At 68.1% G+C, this 19,013-nt stretch carries 19 protein-coding genes; 13 read left to right on the top strand and 6 right to left on the bottom strand.

The annotated features are described in order from the left end of the window. Positions 1 to 2 precede the first annotated feature (2 nt). On the top strand, positions 3 to 263 hold the full coding sequence (locus ACFCV3_RS19215) for a DUF6510 family protein (RefSeq protein ID WP_132408755.1): 261 nt from the start codon (positions 3 to 5) through the stop codon (positions 261 to 263). Here the strand turns inward: ACFCV3_RS19215 and ACFCV3_RS19210 are convergent. Next, positions 239 to 1,351, bottom strand: coding sequence for an alpha/beta hydrolase family protein (locus ACFCV3_RS19210; RefSeq protein WP_376031516.1), 1,113 nt, complete (start codon positions 1,349 to 1,351; stop codon positions 239 to 241). The genes ACFCV3_RS19215 and ACFCV3_RS19210 overlap by 25 nt on opposite strands. A gap of 33 nt (positions 1,352 to 1,384) precedes the next feature. After that, positions 1,385 to 2,131, bottom strand: coding sequence for a MerR family transcriptional regulator (locus ACFCV3_RS19205; protein ID WP_376031514.1), 747 nt, complete (start codon positions 2,129 to 2,131; stop codon positions 1,385 to 1,387). An 85-nt stretch (positions 2,132 to 2,216) separates the two neighbouring features. Here ACFCV3_RS19205 and ACFCV3_RS19200 point away from each other — a divergent pair, with 85 nt between their 5' ends. The 6 genes from ACFCV3_RS19200 to aac(3) all read left to right on the top strand — a co-directional run bounded on the left by ACFCV3_RS19200 (position 2,217) and on the right by aac(3) (position 9,981). Further along, positions 2,217 to 3,434 (top strand): acetyl-CoA C-acetyltransferase, encoded by a 1,218-nt coding sequence (locus ACFCV3_RS19200; protein WP_376031512.1) that lies wholly within the window; start codon positions 2,217 to 2,219, stop codon positions 3,432 to 3,434. Continuing rightward, the gene (locus tag ACFCV3_RS19195) at positions 3,431 to 5,566 is read left to right on the top strand and encodes a 3-hydroxyacyl-CoA dehydrogenase NAD-binding domain-containing protein (RefSeq protein WP_376031510.1); all 2,136 of its coding nucleotides are present in this window, start codon (positions 3,431 to 3,433) and stop codon (positions 5,564 to 5,566) included. Before ACFCV3_RS19200 ends, ACFCV3_RS19195 begins: the two co-directional genes overlap by 4 nt. Positions 5,567 to 5,827: 261 nt before the next feature. Continuing rightward, positions 5,828 to 7,111, top strand: coding sequence for an ABC transporter substrate-binding protein (locus ACFCV3_RS19190; protein ID WP_376031509.1), 1,284 nt, complete (start codon positions 5,828 to 5,830; stop codon positions 7,109 to 7,111). Continuing rightward, entirely contained in the window at positions 7,108 to 8,070 is a 963-nt protein-coding gene (locus ACFCV3_RS19185) for a carbohydrate ABC transporter permease (protein ID WP_376031507.1), read from the top strand. Before ACFCV3_RS19190 ends, ACFCV3_RS19185 begins: the two co-directional genes overlap by 4 nt. Then, positions 8,070 to 8,954 carry a carbohydrate ABC transporter permease gene (locus ACFCV3_RS19180; RefSeq protein WP_376031505.1) on the top strand — a complete coding sequence of 295 codons (885 nt, stop codon included), beginning with the start codon at positions 8,070 to 8,072 and terminating at the stop codon, positions 8,952 to 8,954. Before ACFCV3_RS19185 ends, ACFCV3_RS19180 begins: the two co-directional genes overlap by 1 nt. A 214-nt stretch (positions 8,955 to 9,168) precedes the next feature. Then, a complete protein-coding gene (aac(3), locus tag ACFCV3_RS19175) occupies positions 9,169 to 9,981 on the top strand; it encodes an aminoglycoside 3-N-acetyltransferase (RefSeq protein WP_376032427.1) in 813 nt (270 codons plus the stop codon). Between the two features lie 922 nt (positions 9,982 to 10,903). Here aac(3) and ACFCV3_RS19170 read toward each other — a convergent pair. Beyond that, complete coding sequence (locus ACFCV3_RS19170; protein ID WP_376031503.1) at positions 10,904 to 11,434, bottom strand: YbhB/YbcL family Raf kinase inhibitor-like protein; 531 nt, start codon at positions 11,432 to 11,434, stop codon at positions 10,904 to 10,906. A gap of 135 nt (positions 11,435 to 11,569) precedes the next feature. On the opposite strand from ACFCV3_RS19170, the gene cobT reads away from it, so the two are divergent. The 3 genes from cobT to ACFCV3_RS19155 all read left to right on the top strand — a co-directional run bounded on the left by cobT (position 11,570) and on the right by ACFCV3_RS19155 (position 14,718). Continuing rightward, positions 11,570 to 12,610, top strand: coding sequence for a nicotinate-nucleotide--dimethylbenzimidazole phosphoribosyltransferase (cobT, locus tag ACFCV3_RS19165; RefSeq protein WP_376031501.1), 1,041 nt, complete (start codon positions 11,570 to 11,572; stop codon positions 12,608 to 12,610). Next, positions 12,607 to 13,836: a uroporphyrinogen-III C-methyltransferase gene (cobA, locus tag ACFCV3_RS19160; protein ID WP_376031499.1), complete on the top strand. Its 1,230-nt coding sequence runs from the start codon at positions 12,607 to 12,609 to the stop codon at positions 13,834 to 13,836. Before cobT ends, cobA begins: the two co-directional genes overlap by 4 nt. A gap of 69 nt (positions 13,837 to 13,905) precedes the next feature. Continuing rightward, the gene (locus ACFCV3_RS19155) at positions 13,906 to 14,718 is read left to right on the top strand and encodes a TrmH family RNA methyltransferase (protein ID WP_376031497.1); all 813 of its coding nucleotides are present in this window, start codon (positions 13,906 to 13,908) and stop codon (positions 14,716 to 14,718) included. On the opposite strand, the gene ACFCV3_RS19150 is transcribed toward ACFCV3_RS19155, so the two are convergent. Together ACFCV3_RS19150 and ACFCV3_RS19145 are read right to left on the bottom strand one after the other, a co-directional pair. Further along, positions 14,712 to 15,557, bottom strand: a complete 846-nt coding sequence (locus tag ACFCV3_RS19150) for a MarR family transcriptional regulator (protein ID WP_376031495.1) — start codon at positions 15,555 to 15,557, stop codon at positions 14,712 to 14,714. The genes ACFCV3_RS19155 and ACFCV3_RS19150 overlap by 7 nt on opposite strands. Positions 15,558 to 15,653: 96 nt before the next feature. Further along, a complete protein-coding gene (locus tag ACFCV3_RS19145; protein WP_376031494.1) occupies positions 15,654 to 16,403 on the bottom strand; it encodes a helix-turn-helix domain-containing protein in 750 nt (249 codons plus the stop codon). An 88-nt stretch (positions 16,404 to 16,491) separates the two neighbouring features. Between ACFCV3_RS19145 and ACFCV3_RS19140 the strand changes: the two genes are divergently transcribed. After that, positions 16,492 to 16,872, top strand: coding sequence for a nuclear transport factor 2 family protein (locus tag ACFCV3_RS19140; RefSeq protein WP_376031492.1), 381 nt, complete (start codon positions 16,492 to 16,494; stop codon positions 16,870 to 16,872). Here ACFCV3_RS19140 and ACFCV3_RS19135 read toward each other — a convergent pair. Next, complete coding sequence (locus tag ACFCV3_RS19135) at positions 16,853 to 17,902, bottom strand: LacI family DNA-binding transcriptional regulator (RefSeq protein ID WP_376031490.1); 1,050 nt, start codon at positions 17,900 to 17,902, stop codon at positions 16,853 to 16,855. The two genes, ACFCV3_RS19140 and ACFCV3_RS19135, sit on opposite strands and share 20 nt — an antisense overlap. A gap of 28 nt (positions 17,903 to 17,930) precedes the next feature. Between ACFCV3_RS19135 and ACFCV3_RS19130 the strand changes: the two genes are divergently transcribed. Both ACFCV3_RS19130 and ACFCV3_RS19125 read left to right on the top strand, forming a co-directional pair. After that, positions 17,931 to 18,452: a GNAT family N-acetyltransferase gene (locus ACFCV3_RS19130; RefSeq protein ID WP_376031488.1), complete on the top strand. Its 522-nt coding sequence runs from the start codon at positions 17,931 to 17,933 to the stop codon at positions 18,450 to 18,452. Between the two features lie 7 nt (positions 18,453 to 18,459). After that, complete coding sequence (locus tag ACFCV3_RS19125; RefSeq protein ID WP_376031486.1) at positions 18,460 to 19,011, top strand: AAA family ATPase; 552 nt, start codon at positions 18,460 to 18,462, stop codon at positions 19,009 to 19,011. Positions 19,012 to 19,013 lie beyond the last annotated feature (2 nt).

The following is a 19,013-nucleotide window of genomic DNA, read 5'->3' as shown; positions in this document are numbered from 1 at the left end:
CGATGACCGACTACCTGGACGGCAACGCCGCCGCCGGCGCACTGAGCGAGGTGTTCGCGGTCGATGTGACGGCCGCGATCGCCCGCTGCGACGGCTGTGGCCAGACCGGCGTCTTCGCCGACACCCGCCTCTACCTGAACGCACCGGGCATGGTCGCCCGGTGCGCAGGCTGCGACCACGTGCTGCTGCGCGTGGTCACCACACCGACCGAAACGTACGTCGACCTCCGCGGCCTCACCTACCTCCGGTTGCCCACCCCCTGATCCAGCTTCACATCAACCGCGAACGGCCGCACGGCACCGGTCAGCAACGGCATCCCGCTGCGGTCGTTCAGCAGGTAGCGCCTGAAGAACGCCGACGTGTACGCCGTCGCGGCCGATCGCTGCTGTGGTTCGCTGAGGCCCTTGTCGGTGCAACCGGCTGGGCGGTCGTCCTCGGCACCGACCTGACCGCTCGCCGGTGACCACTGCGTGTTGAAGAAATTGTGGTTCGCCCCGCGGATGTGCCACTCGTAGAGCGGCTGACTGTTGTGCGCCTGCAGGTAGTCGTAGACCCGACCCCGTACGGCGCCGTCGCAGCTCCCGATGATGCCGCCGACCGGAATGTTCGTGATCCGGTACGCATCGAGCTCGGGATTGTCCGGATCGTCATCCGGGGAGAACGGCTCAGCCGGCGCGAGCGGGATCACGGCCTTGATCCGAACCCCGGCCGGCCAGTTCTGCTGGTTCTGGTCGGCCGCGTAGAACAGCGTGCCGCGACCGCCGCGCGAGTGACCCATCAGCCCGACGTTCGTCAGGTCGGCATGGCCCTTGAAGCTCACCGGTAACTTGCCGGCCAGCGGTCCACCGCCGGTGCTCGACAGTTGCTGCCACATCTTCAGATGCTGGTTGATCAGGGCGGCGCGAGCCTGGTCCTGCTCCTGGCCCATCCGGGCCTTCGAGCCGTTCGCGCTGATCGAGACGACGATCATCCCCTGCGCGGCGAGCGTCGTACCGAGGTAGTCGTAGCCGCGGTAGTTCGGTATCTCCGGCGTACCCGCGGCGCACGGCCAGGCGTCGAGCTTCTCCCAGTCCTGATCCTTCCAGGCCTGTCTGTCCGCACAGCTGATCCACAGCCCGTGCGAGATCAGTACGACGGGATAGCGGTGCCTGGCCAGGTCCTTCGGATAGTGCACGACGGCGGTGAGCTCGCCCTTCGCGGACGTGCCGTCGGAACCGGGTGGGAGCTCGAAAACCGAGTCACCCAAGGAATAGGTGGCGATGCCGACCCGGTGCGTGGTGGATGCGGTTGCTGAGGGCAACCAAATCACCGAGAGCAGGAGGGCGGCTGCAGCGGTCAGAATCTTCTTCACGCAAGCTCGACGCGGGACCGCCCGATCAGGTTGTCATTCGGGGTCACGCTTGGCGCGTTTGCTCTGGGTACGGCGGATCGTCTCCCGCTGGGTCTCACCGACCGCGCGCTCGTAGGCGATCACGAGCCCTTGGATCGTCACCGGTTTGAACCGCTCGACGAGCTGCTGGATGTGCTCCGGAGCGCCGCCCGAATCGCGGTAGTGCGGCCAGACCATGGTCCGGAACACCTCGGTCAGCTCCTCGGCGATCGCCCGGCCGTGCTCGGAGAAGACCTTGGTGACGGCGAGCACCGCATCGACCGGCAGATCGAGGTCGAGCAGTTCGGCGCCGAGCCCGAGGTGGGCGGTCGCGACGTGGAAGACGTCCTCGTCCGGGGTCGGCTCGACCACGCCGAGCGCGACCAGGGCGACGATGTCGTCATCGCTCAGTTCGCGGCCGGTACGTCGTACCAGCGCGGCTCGGTCGAGGGTTTCGGGCAGATCGCGCATCCACGGGGTGAGCAGCGTGCGATGCAGCGCGATGTCCTGCGGGGTCGCGTCGGCCGGGATCCGCTCCAGGTAGCCCTCGATCGCGGACAGCGTGAACCCGTGCGCCTGCAGCTCGCGGACAAGGTCGAGCCGCGCGATGTGCTCGGCGCCGTAGTACCCGACCCGGCCGCGCCGGACCGGCGGCGGGATCAGGCCGCGCCCGGCGTAGAACCGCAGGGTGCGGACCGTCATCCCGACCCGGGCCGACAGCTCATCGACAGTCAACGTTGCGTCGTCCGAAGATTCCGGCATGGCCGAGATCATAGGCGAGCCCTCTTGACGACCGTGACACCAACACTGTCACAATGCGGGGGACGACTCGACCGACGGGAACATCATGAGTGAAGCCTTCCTGTACGACGCGATCCGCACGCCGCGCGGTAAGGGCAAGCCGACCGGCGCCCTGCACGAGGTGAAACCGATCCAGCTGATCACCGGGCTGCTGGCGGAGTACCGAGCCCGGAACCCGCAGCTCGACCCGGCCGTCATCGACGACGTGGTGCTCGGCGTCGTGACGCCGATCGGCGACCAGGGGATGGATATCGCCCGGACCGCCGTACTGATGGCTGGCTACCCGAACACGACCGGCGGCGTCCAGCTCAACCGCTTCTGCGCCTCCGGCCTGGAGGCGGTCAACCAGGCTGCGCAGCGGGTCCGCTCCGGCTGGGAGGACTTCATCCTGGCCGGCGGCGTCGAGTCGATGTCGCGGGTGAAGATGGGCTCGGACGGCGGTGCCTGGGCGATGGATCCGGAGACCGCGCTGGCCACCGGCTTCATCCCGCAGGGCATCAGCGCCGATCTGATCGCGACCATGGACGGCTTCTCGCGGACGGACGTCGACGCCTACGCTGCCGAGTCGCACGCGCGGGCCGCGAAGGCCTGGGCGAACGGGTACTTCGCGCGGTCCGTCGTACCGGTGGTCGACCGCAACGGTCTGCGGATCCTCGACCACGACGAGCTGGTCCGGCCCGGTACGACGGTCGAGACGCTGGCCGGTCTGCCCGCGTCGTTCGCAGCGATCGGGGAGCACGGCGGTTTCGACGCGGTGGCTCTCGAGGAGTACGTGAAGGTCGAGCGGATCGACCACGTGCACCACGCGGGGAACTCGTCCGGCATCGTCGACGGCGCCGCGCTGGTGGCCGTCGGCAGTGCGAAGGCGGGGGAGGCGCTCGGCCAGGCCCCGCGCGGTCGCGTGGTGTCGGTGGGAGTCAGTGGCGCGGATCCGACCATCATGCTGACCGGTCCCGCTCCGGCCGCGCGCAAGGCACTGGCCAAGGCCGGCCTTGAGGCGTCCGACATCGACCTGTACGAGATGAACGAGGCGTTCGCGGCGGCCGTCCTGCACTTCATGGCCGACCTCGGCGTACCGCACGAGAAGGTGAACGTGAACGGCGGCGCGATCGCGCTCGGGCACCCGCTCGGTGCCACCGGCGCGATGCAGATCGGAACCCTGCTGGACGAGCTGGAGCGCCGCGAGCTCCGCTACGGTCTGGCCACCCTGTGCGTCGGCGGCGGCATGGGCGTCGCGACGATCATCGAGAGGCTTGCGGCATGATCGACTGGAAGAACGACGCCGGCGTCATCACGTTGACGATGAACGATCCGGACGCGTCCGCGAACACGATGAACGACGCGTACGTCGCGGCGATGGGTACGACGATCGAGCGGCTCGAGGCCGAGAAGGCGCTGATCAAGGGCGTCATCGTGACCTCGGCCAAGTCGACCTTCTTCGCCGGAGGCAACCTCGAGCTGCTGGTGCAGATCCAGCCCGAGCACGCGCAGCAGGTCTTCGACATGATCGAGGAGATCAAGCGCCAGCTCCGCGTCCTGGAGACGCTCGGCGTCCCGGTCGTTGCCGCGATCAACGGTACGGCGCTGGGCGGCGGGCTGGAGATCGCGCTCGCCTGTCATCACCGGATCGTTGCCGACGACAACCGCATCGAGATCGGCGTACCGGAGGTGACGCTCGGCCTGCTGCCCGGTGGCGGCGGCGTGACGCGAACGGTCCGGATGCTCGGATTGCAGGATGCGCTGATGAAGGTGCTGCTGCAGGGGCAGCGGATGAAGCCGGCGCACGCCAAGTCGGTCGGGATCGTCGACGAGGTGGTGCCCGCCGATCAGCTGCTCGACGCGGCCCGCGCCTGGATCGCGTCGTACGACGGTGATGCCAAGCAGCCGTGGGATCGCGACGGCTACAAGATCCCGGGCGGTACGCCGTCCTCGCCGAAGCTGGCCGCGTTCCTGCCGGCCTTCCCGGCGAACCTGCGCAAGCAGCTGAAGGGTGCGCCGTACCCGGCGCCGCGGGCGATCATGAGTGCCGCGGTCGAGGGTGCGCAGGTCGACTTCGCCACGGCGTCCCGGATCGAGTCGCGGTACTTCGTGTCGCTCGCGACCGGGCAGGTCGCGAAGAACATGATCAAGGCGTTCTTCTTCGACCTGCAGGCGATCAACGCCGGCGCATCACGGCCGGCCGGCGTACCGGCGTACAAGGCTCGTAAGGTCGGCGTCCTCGGCGCGGGCATGATGGGCGCCGGGATCGCCTACGAGTGCGCGAAGGCCGGGATGGAGGTCGTGCTCAAGGACGTCTCGCTGGAGGCGGCCGAGAAGGGCAAGGCGTACTCGGAGAAGCTGCTCGCGAAGCAGGTGCAGAAAGGGCGGAAGACGGCGTCGCAGGTCGAGGAGTTCCTCAGCCGGATCACGCCGACCGCCGACCCGAACGACCTGGCCGGGGCGGACCTGGTGATCGAGGCCGTCTTCGAGAGTGAAGAGCTCAAGCAGAAGGTCTTCGCCGAGGTCGCCGGGGTGATCGAGCCCGACGCACTGCTCTGCTCGAACACCTCGACGCTGCCGATCACCTCGCTCGCCGACGGCATCGACCGGCCGGACGACTTCGTCGGCATGCACTTCTTCTCGCCGGTCGACCGGATGCCCGCGGTCGAGCTGATCGTGGGGGAGAAGACGTCGGACCGGACCCTCGCCAAGGCGTACGACGTCGTCCGCCAGATCAAGAAAACGCCGATCGTGGTCAACGACAGCCGTGGCTTCTTCACGTCGCGGGTCTTCGGCACGCTCGTGATGGAGGGCGCGGCGATGGTCGGCGAGGGCGTCGACCCGGTCATGATCGAGCGCGCCGCCTCGCTGGCCGGCTTCCCGGCACCGCCGCTGGCGATGCTCGACGAGGTCACGCTGACGCTGCCGCAGAAGATCCGCGACGCGGCCCGCGCAGCCGGCGGCAGCGCCGGTGCCTTCGACGACCACGCCGGGATGGCGGTCACCGATCGGATGGTCAACGAGTTCGACCGCCGCGGCAAGGCAGCCGGCGCGGGCTTCTACGACTACCCCGCCGACGGCCCGAAGCACCTGTGGCCGGGGCTGCGCGAGCACTTCACCGGTACGTCGGAAGCCACGCTCACCGACCTCCAGGACCGGTTCACGTTCATCATGTCGCTGGAGACGGTGCGCTGCCTGGACGAGGGGGTCCTGCGCTCGGTCGCGGACGCCAACATCGGCTCGATCTTCGGCATCGGCTTCCCGCCGCTGCTCGGGGGCGCGCTCCAAGCGGTCAACTCGTACGGCGTACCGGAGTTCGTCGAAAGGGCCCGGGAACTGGCGGCGAAGTACGGCGACCGTTTTGCGCCGACGGAGTCGTTGATCCGGATGGCTGGAGCTGGGAAAGCGTTTAACTGATCACGGCTCGATACCGTCCGCGCAACATTCCACACAATCGAACAAAGAACAGCGCGCCCGGTCTTGCGCCGGGCGCGCTTTTGGGTCAGGGTGCCAGGGAATCTCCAACGATTCACCCGAGTAACGTCCTCAGGTGGAGACTGTTGCGATGTTCGATTTAGTTGTACCGTGTGCGAAATCGGAGATGCTTAACGCTGTTAAGTAACTCGGAACTCCTGGCGCCCTAACCCCTGCGGCGCTGCTCCCGGGAAGGTGGAATTCATGCCTGCTCATGTTCCGAACGCTGGTCTGAACCGGCGGGATCTGCTCAAGCGGGCCGGTGGCCTGGCCGCACTCGCCGCGTTCACCGCGGCCTGCGGAGGCAATACCGGCCGCCCGTCGACCGGCGGTGGTAGCGGCGGTGCGAAGGTCAATCTGTCGCAGTGGTACCACCAGTACGGCGAGGCCGGCACCCAGCAGGCGGCGGCCAAGTACGCCAAGGCCTACACCGACGCGAACGTCGCGGTGCAGTGGACGCCGGGCGACTACGCCAGCAAGCTCGCCTCGGGGCTGCTCTCCAGCAAGGGCCCGGACGTCTTCGAGAGCCAGCTGAACATCGGCATGGTGAAGAGCAACCAGGTGGTGCCGCTGGACGACATCATCGCCGACGTGAAGAGCGACTTCGCCGAGGGCGACCTGGCCACGAACACGATCGACGGCAAGGTCTACGGCATCCGGATGATCGTCGACCCGCAGGTGATCTACTACCGCAAGTCGATGCTCGACAAGGCCGGGATCAAGCCGCCGGAGACGATCGACGACCTGATCGCCGCGGCCAAGGAGCTCACCACCAACAAGGTGAAGGGCATCTTCGTCGGTAACGACGGCGGCAACGCCCTCGGCGGCCCCGCGCTGTGGTCGTCCGGTGGTACCTACCTGACCGACGACCACAAGCCCGGCTTCGCCAACGACCGGGCAGCGACCGCGATCGGCAAGCTGCACCAGATGTACGCCGACAAGTCCGTCCTGCTGGGCGCCCCGACCGACTGGTGGGATCCGGGCGCCATCAACCAGGGCCTGGTCGCCATGCAGTGGATCGGCATGTGGGCGGTCCCGGGGATGCAGAAGGCACTCGGCGACGACCTCGGTGTCTTCGCGTTCCCGGCGCTCGACGCGCAGAGCAAGCCGGCCGTGTACTCCGGCGGCTGGACGCAGTTCGTCTCCGCCAAGAGCGCGAACGTCGAGGCGGCCAAGAAGTTCGTGAAGTGGCTGTGGATCGACCAGGCCGAGTTCCAGGAGGACTGGTCGCTGAACTACGGCTTCCACATCCCGCCGCGCAAGAGCCTGGCCGCGAAGGCCGCCAAGCTGCAGAGCGGTGTCGCCGCCGAGACGGTCAAGCTGACCACGGACTACGGGCACACCGACAACCCGTCCTGGACCCCGAAGATGGGCACGGCCTTCGCCGACCTTCTGACGAACGTGATCAAGAAGGGAGCTGACCCCTCCGCGGAGATCACGAAGGCGGAGAAGACGGTCAACGCAGAGTTGTCGCGGCTGTTCGGATGAGCAGCAGCACCGACGTCCGCCGTACCGACTCCGCCGCGCCTGGTGCGCGGCGCGGTCGGGGACGGCGGCAGAAGGGTATTGCCGGGACCACGCGGATGTTCTGGCTGTTCGTCGGCCCGTTCGTGATCGGGTTGCTGATCTTCTCGTACCTGCCGATCATCTGGAGCCTGGTCCTCAGCTTCTTCGAGGCCTACAACACGGTCACCCCGTCGAAGTTCGTCGGTCTGCAGAACTACGTCGACATGCTGACCGACCGGAACTTCCTGTCCAGCCTGGGCACGTTCACGATCTTCGCGGTCTTCATCGTGCCGCTCACCTTCGTGCTCTCGCTGGCGCTGGCGCTGCTGGTCAACCAGGTGAAGATCGCCAAGGCGTTCTTCCGCTCGGTGTTCTTCCTGCCGACCGCCTGCTCGTACGTCGTCGCGTCGCTGATCTGGAAGTTGTCGATCTTCAACGGGGTCCGGTTCGGCCTGGCCAACACCGTGCTCGGCTGGTTCGGGATCGAGAACGTCGCCTGGCTGTCGACCGTGGATCCGCCGTGGTACTGGATCCCGATCATCACCGTGCGGCTGTGGCTCCAGCTCGGGTTCTACATGATCCTGTTCATCGCCGGTCTGCAGCGGATCAGCCCGTCGCTGTACGAGGCGGCATATGTGGACGGCGCCAAGCCGGGCTGGCAGATCTTCCGCTACATCACGCTGCCGCAGTTGCGGACGACAGCGGTCTCGGTGCTGATCCTGAACCTGATCGCGGCGTACCAGGCGTTCGACGAGTTCTACAACCTGGTCGGTAACGTCAACTACGCGAGACCACCGCTGGTCTACCTGTACAGCATCTCCCTCGGCTCGATCCAGGACCTGGGTCACGGTTCGGCCGGCGCGCTGATCCTCGCCGTCATCATCATGCTCGTCACCCTGTTGCAGACACGCGTCTTCGGCTTCGGAAAGGCAGGTGACTGATGGCCACCGCCGAACGCACCTCGGGCACACTGGAGCCGATCGGCTACACCCGCAGCCCGCTCGGGCGGGTCGGGGTCGGCCTGCGCTGGATCGCGCTGTTCATCGCGGTAGTCCTGTTCCTGCTGCCGTTCTACTTGATCCTGCGCAACGCCCTGTCGACCGAGGCCGACATCACCGCGGCGGACTGGACGCTGTTCCCGAAAGACCTGCAGTGGGGCAACATCGGCGAACTGTTCAACAACACCGAGGTGCCGATCGCGCGGGCCTTGTACAACTCCGCGGTCGTCGGCATCCTCGGTACGGCGGGCCAGCTCCTGCTCGCGTCGATGGCCGGCTACGGCCTGGCGCGGATCCCGTACCGGCACGCCGACAAGGTCTTCTACGCGATCGTCGCGACGCTGATGATCCCGGGCGCGGTCACCTTCATCCCCAGCTTCATCGTGGTCTCCTCGCTGGGCTGGGTCAGCACGCTGCGCGGTCTCATCATCCCCACGCTCTTCAGTGGATTCGCCGCATTCCTCTTCCGGCAGTATTTTCTGAATTTTCCGAAAGAGCTCGAAGAAGCAGCCCGCGTCGACGGCGCCGGCTATTTCGGTGTCTTCTGGCGGATCGTCGTCCCGAACTCGCTGCCCTTCTTCGCCGCCATCGCCGCCATCACCTTCATCGGTAACTGGAACTCCTTCCTGTGGCCTCTCGTGATCGGCCAGGACTCCAGTTCGTGGACCATCCAAGTCGCGATGTCCACCTTCATCACCGCCCAAACCGTCAACATCCACGAACTCTTCATGGCGGTCGCCGTCTCGATCCTGCCGCTGGTCCTGATCTTCGCCTTCCTCCAGCGCTACCTGATCCAAGGCGTCACCCAGTCCGGCATCAAGGACTGAGCCTCGGGCGCAGCTCAGCAGTCCAGCGCCGGCGGGGGAGTCCACCAGGCCCCCGCCGGCGCGCCGGATCGGGCTGGTCGCGTCGCCAACGACACGTAGTAGTCGGCCGTCGGCTCCGCCGCCACGCTCAGCCGTGGTCCGGCCGACCGAAATTCGCTCCCTACTCCATGTCCTTGCCGACACAATGACGGGCATGGCGTTTCCTACGGCGGCGATGCTGGCCGATCCGGACTTCCGTCCGCTGACCCGGCCCGCGATCACCGAACAGCTGCGACAGGTCGGGGTCACGACTGGCGACCTACTGATGGTGCACGTGCGGTTGTCGGCCCTCGGCTGGGTCGTCGGCGGCATCGACACCGTCGTACACGCCCTCCAGGACGCAGTCGGCCCTGAGGGAACCCTGCTCGCGTTCTGCGGGTGGGACGACAGTCCGTATCACGTGCAGTTCTGGCCGGAGGCCTGGCAACGTGCGTACGACGAGATGCCGGCCTTCGATCCCGCGGTCTCCTCCGCCCGTCGCGATTTCGGCCGCTTCCCCGAACGCCTCCGCACCTGGCCCGGCGCCCACCGCAGCACCCACCCCGAAGTCAGCTTCACCGCGGTAGGCCCCCAAGCACCCGACCTCCTGCCAGACACCGACGACCCCTGGGGCCCCGCCGGCCCACTAGGCCGCCTAGTAGACCTGAACGGCCAAGTCCTCCTCCTAGGCGCCCCGCTCAACACCCTCACCCTCTGCCACCACGCCGAAGCCATCGCCGCCGTACCGAACAAGCGCCACCACACCTACCGCATGCCAGTCCGCACCCCCACCGGCACCGAATGGCGCACCTACCGCACCCTCGACACCTTCTACGGCGCACTCCCATACGACGCCCAAGGCATCGACCGCCCCATCGCCGAACTAGCCACCCAAGCCGTCCAAGCCGGAGCCGCCCACCAAGCCAAGGTCGGCCCAGCCCCCACCCACCTCTTCAACGCCCAAGCCACCGTCAACGCCGCCGTCACCTGGATCGAACAAACCTTCTAACCCCGACCAACAGCACACATCCCCCCACTGGCCCCCGCCCATCCCCGCTCCAAACCCGCCAAACCCACCCACACCCATACCCCTGTCACCCCGCAAACGCCCCCTCCCCGCCGACTGAACCCCCTGTGCCCGCGCGACCTTCGTCGACTGAACCCACCGTGCGGCAGGTCGCCGAGTGGAAGAAGCATGTCGTCGGATATCGATTGCCAGCTGGACGGTCCTTCCAGTCGGGAGGAGTGGCCGGCAGAGGCTGCATGGTGGCGCCAGTCGCGGGCCGCCAGCGCCCGCCACCCACCGGCACCCACCAACCGCCACTCGCCGGCACCCACCCCCGTCACCCACCAACCGCCGGGACCCGCCACCCGCCACCCGCCGGCACCCACCTACCTGCCGCCGGTCGCCGGCGGCGTTCACGCGTGGGCCCGCCCTCGCAGTCGCAGTTGGTTGGTGTCGGAGATTCGGCCGTCTCTGCTCGCATTTCGGTGGCTAGGTAGGGAAATTGGGGGTTATGTACTCATAACCACGGTGCGGAACCCCCAACGTGGCTGCCTAGCCAGGCAAATGGGGGCGACGGTCGGGTACGGCGGTGAGCGTGGGGGCGGGGTGGGCGCGACCTGGCTGTTCGACGGCTGTGCCACGGGTGGACGCGGGGGGCGGGGGCGGGGGCGTCACTCGCTCTGGATTGCCCTCGGGGGACGGCGGGCGTTGATCTGCCGAGCGACAGGAGGTGTGTCGCCGCAGAAGGTGTTCCGGGGGAGCTGTGGGCGTGCGGGGTCCGGGCGGCGGGCGTATACGTCCTGTCGGTCTGCAGATGGGGGCGGCGTACAGAGGGACGGGTAGTGGTGGGCTGCTGGCTGGGCGGCCAGGGCAGGGGAGCCAGGGGTGGGCGGAAGCGGGTACCACTACCCGTTCTTGTGTACGGCTACTCGGCGGTTTGGTAGGTGGGGGTGAGGATGGCTCGGGCGAGGGTGTGGAAGGCGAGGTTGAAGGAGACGACGGCGGGGGTGGCCTCGTCGTCCACGTCGAGGGCTTCTACGTCGAGGGCGTGGACTACGAAGTAGTAGCGGTGGTTCTGGTCGCCGGCGGGGGGTGCGGCGCCGCCGTAGTTCTTGGTGCCGAAGTCGTTGCGGACGTGGAAGGCGCCGTTGGGGAGGCGGTCGGTGGTGCCGGCGCCGGTCTCCAGGGAGGTGACGTCGGCGGGGAGGTTGACCAGGACCCAGTGCCAGAAGCCGGAGACGATGGGGGCGTCGGGGTCGAAGCAGGTGACGACGAAGCCCTTGGTCTCGGCGGGGAAGCCGGACCAGCTCAGCTGGGGCGACGTGTTGCCGGCGGCAAAGACCTGGGCGTCGGGGAGTTGTTCACCCTCCGTCACGTCGGTGCTGGTGAGGGTGAAGCTGCCGACCTCGGGAAGCAGCTTGTACGGGTCCGGTGTGACGGGACGGTCGAGCGACATCTGGGGTCCTCCGCGATCTGCGACGTGTGGTGAATCCGACATTACTGTCCATCGGATCGCATGCCGTCCGAGGGGACCCGCCCGAGGATGCGAAGATCGGTGCACGAGTGGGCATCGAACAATGGAGGGAATGCGGTGGAGGAGTACCTGGCGCGGATTGCGCCCGCGGACGAGGTGGCGATGCGGGCGGCTGCGGAGCGTCAAGGGCAGCTCACGAAGCCGCCGGGCGCGTTGGGCGTGCTGGAGGATCTCTCCGTGCGGGTGGCGGGGATGACCGGGGTCTGCCCGCCGGAGGTGCCGATGCCGGCCGTGGTGACCGTGTTCGCGGCCGATCACGGCGTCCACGCGCAGGGGGTTTCGCCGTGGCCGCAGGAGGTGACCGCTGGGATGCTGGCGAACTTCGCCGCCGGTGGCGCCGCGGTGAATGCGTTCGCCGCCAACAACCGGGTGGACGTCCGGGTCGTCGACGTCGGCGTGGCCACGCCGGTGGAGGAGCTCGACATCGTCCACGCCAAGGTCCGCCCGGGTACGCGTGATCTGTCGGTCGAAGCAGCCCTCACGAACGACGAGGTGCGGGCGGCGATCGCGGTCGGGTTCGACCTCGCGGACACCCTGGTCAAGGACGGGTACCGCTGCCTGCTGACCGGTGACATGGGCATCGCGAACACGACCGCCTCGGCGGCCCTGATTGCCACCTTCACCGGTTCGACCGCCGCGGTGGTGACCGGTCGCGGGACCGGTATCGACGACGCGACCCTCGCGCACAAGACGGCGATCGTGCAGTCCGCCCTCGGCAAACACGCCGTACCGGCCTCGGATCCGCTCGGCGCACTCCAGGCGTACGGCGGCCTCGAGCACGCCGCGCTCGCCGGATACATCCTCGGCGGTGCGGCCAACCGGGTTCCGGTCATCCTCGACGGGGTCATCGCCGGCGCGGCGGCCCTTGTCGCGCAGGCGTTGCAGCCGCACTCGATCGAGTACTGCGTCGCCGGTCACCGCTCGGCGGAGCCGGGTCACGCGGTTGCGCTGAAGACGCTCGGGCTGGTTCCGCTGGTCGATCTGGATCTGCGACTCGGTGAAGGGACGGGTGCAGTGCTCGCGTACCCGATCCTGGCCTGTGCCGTCCGCGCCCTCGGCGAGATGGCGACCTTCGAGTCCGCCGGGATCGACTCGTGACCGACCAATACCTCTCCGGCCTCGTCCTCACCGGACGCCGCGTCGTCGTGGTCGGGGGTGGCGGCGTCGCTCAGCGCCGCCTGCCGCGACTGCTCGAATCCGGCGCAGTCATCGATCTGATCTCCCCGTCGATCACCCCGACCATCGAGGGTCTCCTGGCGAACCCGTCGCTGACCTGGATCGAGCGCGGCTACACGTCCGGCGACCTCGAGAACGCCTGGTACGTCGTCGTTGCCACCGACGACGTGGCTGTGAACGACGAGGTGTCCCGCGAGGCCGAGGAACGCCGGATCTTCTGCGTCCGTTCGGACGACCGCTCCCGTGCAACCGCGTGGACCCCGGCGTCGGGTCAGCACGACAACGTCACGATCGGGGTTCTCGGTGGGGGCGACCACCGCCGTTCGGCTGCGGTCCGCGACGCGATCCTCGAGGGCCTGCGGACCGGCGAGCTGGCTGCCCGGGACACGGCGGGCAAGCGGCCTGGCGTGTACCTGGTCGGTGGGGGACCGGGCGACCCGGACCTGATCACCGTGCGAGGCCGCCGGTTGCTCGCCGAGGCAGACGTGGTCGTCGCCGATCGGCTCGCTCCGCAACAGTTGCTGGACGAGTTGTCGCCTGATGTCGAGCTGTTCGACGCGGCGAAGCTCCCGCGCGGACGGGCTGCTCAGCAGGAGGAGATCAACCGGATCCTGGTCGAGCGCGGTCGCGAAGGAAAGGTCGTCGTACGGCTCAAGGGCGGTGATCCTTATGTCTTCGGCCGCGGTTTCGAAGAAGCGCTGGCCTGTGCCGAAGCCGGTGTCCCGTGGACCGTCGTACCGGGGATCACCAGCTCCATCTCGGTGCCGGCGGTGGCCGGGATCCCGGTCACGCACCGCGGTGTCACGCACGAGTTCACCGTCGTCTCCGGTCACCTCCCGCCGTCGCACCCGGAGTCGCTGGTCAACTGGGATGCACTTGCGCAGCTGTCCGGCACTCTCGTCCTGCTGATGGCGGTGGAGAACCTTCCCGCGATCACCGAGCGTCTGATCGCGGCCGGCCGCCCCGCCGCCACTCCTGCCGCAGCCGTTGCCGACGGCACCCTTCCGAGCCAGCACCGCGTCACCTCCACGCTCGCCGGAATCGCCGAAGCGATGCGTGCGGAGGGAGTCGGCGCCCCGGCAATTGTTGTCATCGGCAACGTCGTCGAGGTAGGCGAGTCCGCCCGAGCCGAGGACACAACCCGGTGAGCGGGCCCCCAGCCAGTCGGTCCGCCGCCGGCCACCCACCACGTTACCCCGTGAAGTGATGGGTGCGTCGTGAGCCGGTTGGTTGAGGTTACTGATGCTGGGGATCCGCGGTTGGCGGATTATGTGCGGTTGCGGGAGGTGACACTTCGGCGGTTGCTGGAGGAGGAGCACGGGCTGTTCATTGCCGAGGGCGACAAAGTCATCCGGCGGGCGGCTGAGGGTGGGTTCGTACCGCGGTCGTTCTTGCTGGCGCCGCGGTGGCTGGATTCGCTCGCCGATGTGCTGAAGCTTTGGCCGGAGACGCCCGTTTATGTGGTGTCGGAGGAGCTGGCCGAGCAGGTCACCGGGTTTCATGTGCACCGGGGTGCGCTCGGGTCCTACCGGCGTACGGCGGCCGCTCCGCTCGAGGAGCTGCTGACCCCGGCCGTACGGCGGATCGCGATCTTCGACGACATTGTGGATCACACGAACGTGGGAGCCGGGTTCCGGGCCGCGGCTGCGATGGGGGTCGACCTGGTGCTCGTCACGCCGACCTGCGCGGACCCGTTGTATCGCCGGTCGATCAAGGTGTCGATGGGGACGGTGTTCCAGGTGCCGTGGACCCGGCTCGACAGCTGGCCGGGGGCTTTGGCTGTCCTCAGAGAGCGGGGGTTCGTGTCGGCCGCGCTGGCGCTCACCGACGAGTCCATCACGCTGGACGAGTTGGCGGTGCGCAACGACGAGCGGCTGGCGCTGATCTTCGGGACCGAGGGGCATGGGCTGAAGCCGCATGTTCTCGAGCAGGCCGATCTGACGGTGAAGATTCCGATGGCCGGGGGAGTGGACTCGCTGAACGTCGCCAGTTCGGCGGCGGTCACGTTCTACGCGACGCGCCCTCAGTAGCCGACGGAGTCGATCCGCGCTGCCAGAGGCTGGAGGTCGGCGATGAGTTGGTCGCGTTCCTCAGACGTGAGGCTGGCATAGGCAGGAGCGGCCGCAGCGTCGGTCTGCGCCTCGATGCGGTCCTTGAGCTCCCGACCGGCCGCTGTGAAGCCATCGCTGGAGTCGACCAAGCCACGGTCCCGGAGACGCGAGACGACGGTCTCCAGTTCGGCATCCGTCAGCGGGTCGAGCCGGCCGTACTCGCGCGGCTTCATCCCACCGTCCAGCGCGGCGAACACATGCGCCTCCTGACCATCGATGCCGGCGGCAACCAACGCCGCGTTGTGACCATCACCCCGGTGCTCCCGCAGCAGTGTGGCTGCGTGCCACAGCCGAGCCAGTGGTTCGGACGGTACGGCGATCGACCGGAGACCGGCGTACAGGGGTCGTCCCTCGACCGGGGCGCTCAGCGCCAGCCGGAGCGCGAGGTCGGCGGCCCGAGCGATCGCCGGGGAGTCGGCGAGCGGGCCGAGGATGCGCCGGAGGGCCGCGACGCAGCCGGCCTCACGCGCGGCCAGGGCCTCTGAAGGGGTCGTGATATCCCAGACACCGGTGTAGAACTCGTCGGCCATCCCGGGCGCGAAGTTGTAGAAGATGGCGTCCACGACCGCGGCCGGTACCCGGCCCAGCGGCGCGGCCCGGCCGGCGAAGTACAGCGGCCAGTAGTTGGCGGAGTCGAAGCCGATCGCCTCCATCGCCCGGTTCGGCTCGTCGGACATGTAGGTGACCAGGTGGAGCGGCTCCAGGAGCTCCCGGCCCAGGTATCGGGCGAGGTTCGTGGTGGGGGCGGTGCTGGTCATCGTGACCTCCGGTGATCGAGTGGGACGGCCCGTTGCCGGTCCCTCACCCTGGCTACGAAGCCGCTCGGTCCATTTCGACAAGTACCCCGGAAATTTCTAGCGCTCGAAGTACGCCGCTGTCTCCGCGTCCGCCGGGTAATAGGACTCGACGGCGAGGTCGGCGAGGGTGATGTCGAGCGGCGTGCCGAAGGTCGTGATCGTCGAGAAGATCCGCAACTCGGCACCGTCGAACCGGATGATCATCGGGATCACGACCTCGGCCTCGACCGGTTCGCCGGTGTCACCGTCAGCCAGCAGTTCGGCGTACAGCGCGGTGAGCCGGGGATTGGGTGCGGCGGCCAGTTGCCGCCGTACCCGGGCGCGGAAGACGGAACGGACGTCGCCGAGATTGACGACCAGGGGTGCGAGCCCGCGTGGGTCGAGGCCGAGCCGGATCAGGTTCATCGGTTGCAGCAGCTCCGGCGCGACGCCGGTCAGGAACGGATCGACGGCACGATTCGTCCGTACGACGTCCCAGTGCCGGTCGAAGGCGATGGCGGGATAGGGCTCGTGCGCCCGCAGCACCCGCTCGACCGCGGCCCGCGCCATCGACAACGCCGTACTGTCGAGCGAACTTTCGGCGTACCGAGGTGCGAAGCCGGCTGCGAGCAGGAGAGCGTTGCGCTCCCGCAGCGGTACGTCGAGTTGTTCGGCGAGCCGCAGCACCATCTCCGCACTCGGTTGCGACTTCCCGGTCTCGACCAGGCTGACGTGGCGGGCCGAGACGTCAGCGGCGATCGACAGATCGAGCTGGCTGAGCTGCCTCCGGTGCCGCCACTGCCGAAGGAGTTCGCCGACCGTTGCCATGGTCAACGAGCCTACCCGGATCCGGCCGCCTGTCGATGAAATGCGATGTCATCGACAACGACAGCCGTTCCTGACAACACTTCCCGGCATGACAACCGAGAACGAGCAACTCGTACAGCAGACGATGGCCCAACTCATCGGCGACGGCGGCGTCGGCGCCGTGGAACACTTGCTGAGCGAGGACTTCCGCCACTATCGCCCGGAAGGCCTCATCCGGAACAAGAGCGAGTGGCTGGCCGACATCTCCCAGTCCCTGCTCTCGCTCGAAGGGATGCAGGTCGAGATCCTGCACCTCTTCTCCGACGGCGACTACGTCGTCATCCACACCCGCCGGCGCCTGCCCGATGGCAAGCCGGGCATCGTCGTCGTCGACATTCTGCGCATCACCGACGGTCAGTTCGTCGAGGTGTGGGAACTCGTCGAGCCGATCGCCTCAGCGCAGGCGCACCTCACGTGGTGGGAGCTATGACCGGGGTGCTGTCGCGGATGACTGGATAGGCGGGCACAGTACGCCGGGTCAGCACCTCGTCGGTGGTGGTGGCGCGGTACACGGCTTCCTGGGCGACGGCGTTCAGAGCGACATGGACGGTGGTCAGCTTCGGTACGACGTCGCGCAGCGTGCTGATGTCGTCGAATCCGGCCACGCCGATGTCCTCGGGCACGCGCAGACCCCGCTCGCGCAGTCCGGCCAGGGCCCCGAGCGCCATGTCGTCGGTCACCGCGAACACCAGATCGAGCTGGGCGGCCTCGGCATCGCTGAGCCCGAGTACGAACTCGCGGGCGCCGGCCCAGCTGAACCCGGGCTGGTGCACCTGGACGTTGGTGCCGCCCGACTCGGTCAGGCCGGCCACGAAACCCTCGACCCGCTGCTGCATCGACAGCAGGGGAGTGGCACTCCCGAGGACCAGGCAGTTCCGGTAGCCGAGGGTGGCCAGCTCACGAGCGAGCTGCCGAGAACCCTCGTGGTTGTCGAAGTCGACGGTCTCGAACGGCAGGTCGGACCGGCTGATCAGGACGACCCGGCCACCGGTCGCCTCGTACCGCTGCAGTTCGTCGATCAGCGCCTGCTCCGACGGCGGATCGACGTACCCGGTGCCGGCCAGGATGATCGCGCGTGGCTGCTGGCCGCGCAGCTCGCGGATCAGGTCGAGCTCACGCTCGGCCTGCCGCTCGGTGACCGCGATCGAGACGTGCAGCCCGACCGCCTCGGCCTGCTTCATGATCTCCGCGGCCATCGCGGAGAAGTACGGGTCGGAGATCAGGCTGATCACCAGCGCCATCGTGCGCGACGTGCCGCGGGCCATTGCCTGTGCGGGCAGATTCGGCGTGTAGCCGAGCTCCTGGGCAGCGCTCAGCACCCGCTCGCGATAACTTGGAGCGACCCGGCGGGAACTGCCGTTCAGCACCCGCGATGCGGTCGGCTGGGAGACCCCGGCGGCGCGCGCGACGTCGTCCAGCGTGACAGGACGCCTCTGCGTTGATTCCCCCGGCCCGTTCATCGTTGCAGTTTATCGACAGGGGGAGACGATGCGTACGACTGAACGCCTGATCCTGCGGCCGTTTCAGGACACCGACCTGGACGCCTGGGCCGCGCTGAACAGCGACCCCGAGGTGATGCGCTACATCGGCGGGCCGCTGACCCGGGCCGAATCGGACCGGGAAGCGGCCGGGATCAACCAGCAGTGGAAGACCGAACGCTTCGGGTTCCTGGCCATCGAACGTGCCGCCGACGGCGCGTTTCTGGGCGCGGGCGGGCTGTCTCGCGAGCAGTGGTTCCCCGACACGCTCGAGGTCGGCTGGCGACTGGACCGCCAGTACTGGGGGCACGGCTACGCCACCGAAGCCGCCGCGCACTGGCTCGCCTACGGCTTCACCGAGCTGCACCTGCCCCGCATCAACTCGGTCACCGACACGCCGAACGAGCGCAGCATCGCCGTGATGCGCCGCCTCGGGATGACGTTCGACCGCACCACCGACCTCGAGTTCGACGGCGAGTCCTTCAACGCCACCGTTTATTCGATGACGGCCGAGGCCTTCCGCATGATCTGATGTCGCCATGCCGAAGGTCGTTCTCGTCACCGGATTACAAGCGTCGGGGAAGTCCACCGTCGCACCGCTCCTGGCCGCTCGGCTCGGCCCGCCGGCCGCGACGCTGGACGGAGACGTGTTCTACCGCGGTGTGGTCGCAGGCGCCGAGGTGATGACGCCGAACCCGACCGCGGAGGCAGTACGCCAGCTGGAGCTCCGGTACGCCGCGACCACACTCGTGGCCCAGCACTACGCGGACAACGGGTTCGACTTCGTGGCCAGCGACATCGTGCTCGGCGAGCATGTCGAGCGCTGGTTCGACCGGCTGCGCGCTGTCGACCCGTATCTCGTCGTCCTCACACCGACGGTCGAGTCGATCGTCGAGCGAGAGCTCGGACGCGGCGGCAACAACTCCTACCGGGACTGGCAGGACGACGGCTCGCTGGCCGACGGCGTACGGGCGTTGCAGGTGGGTCTGGAGGAGATTCCGCGCCGGGGCCTGTGGCTGGACACCACCGGTCAGACCCCGGAGTACACGGTCAAGGCGATCCTGGCGGACTTGGAGCAGGCCCGCTGGTAGTG

Origin of the sequence: Kribbella sp. NPDC056345, assembly GCF_042262745.1 — a bacterium.
Lineage (GTDB): Bacteria > Actinomycetota > Actinomycetes > Propionibacteriales > Kribbellaceae > Kribbella.
Note: the sequence above shows the minus strand (reverse complement) of the source record. Positions and strands in the feature narration are given on the sequence as shown.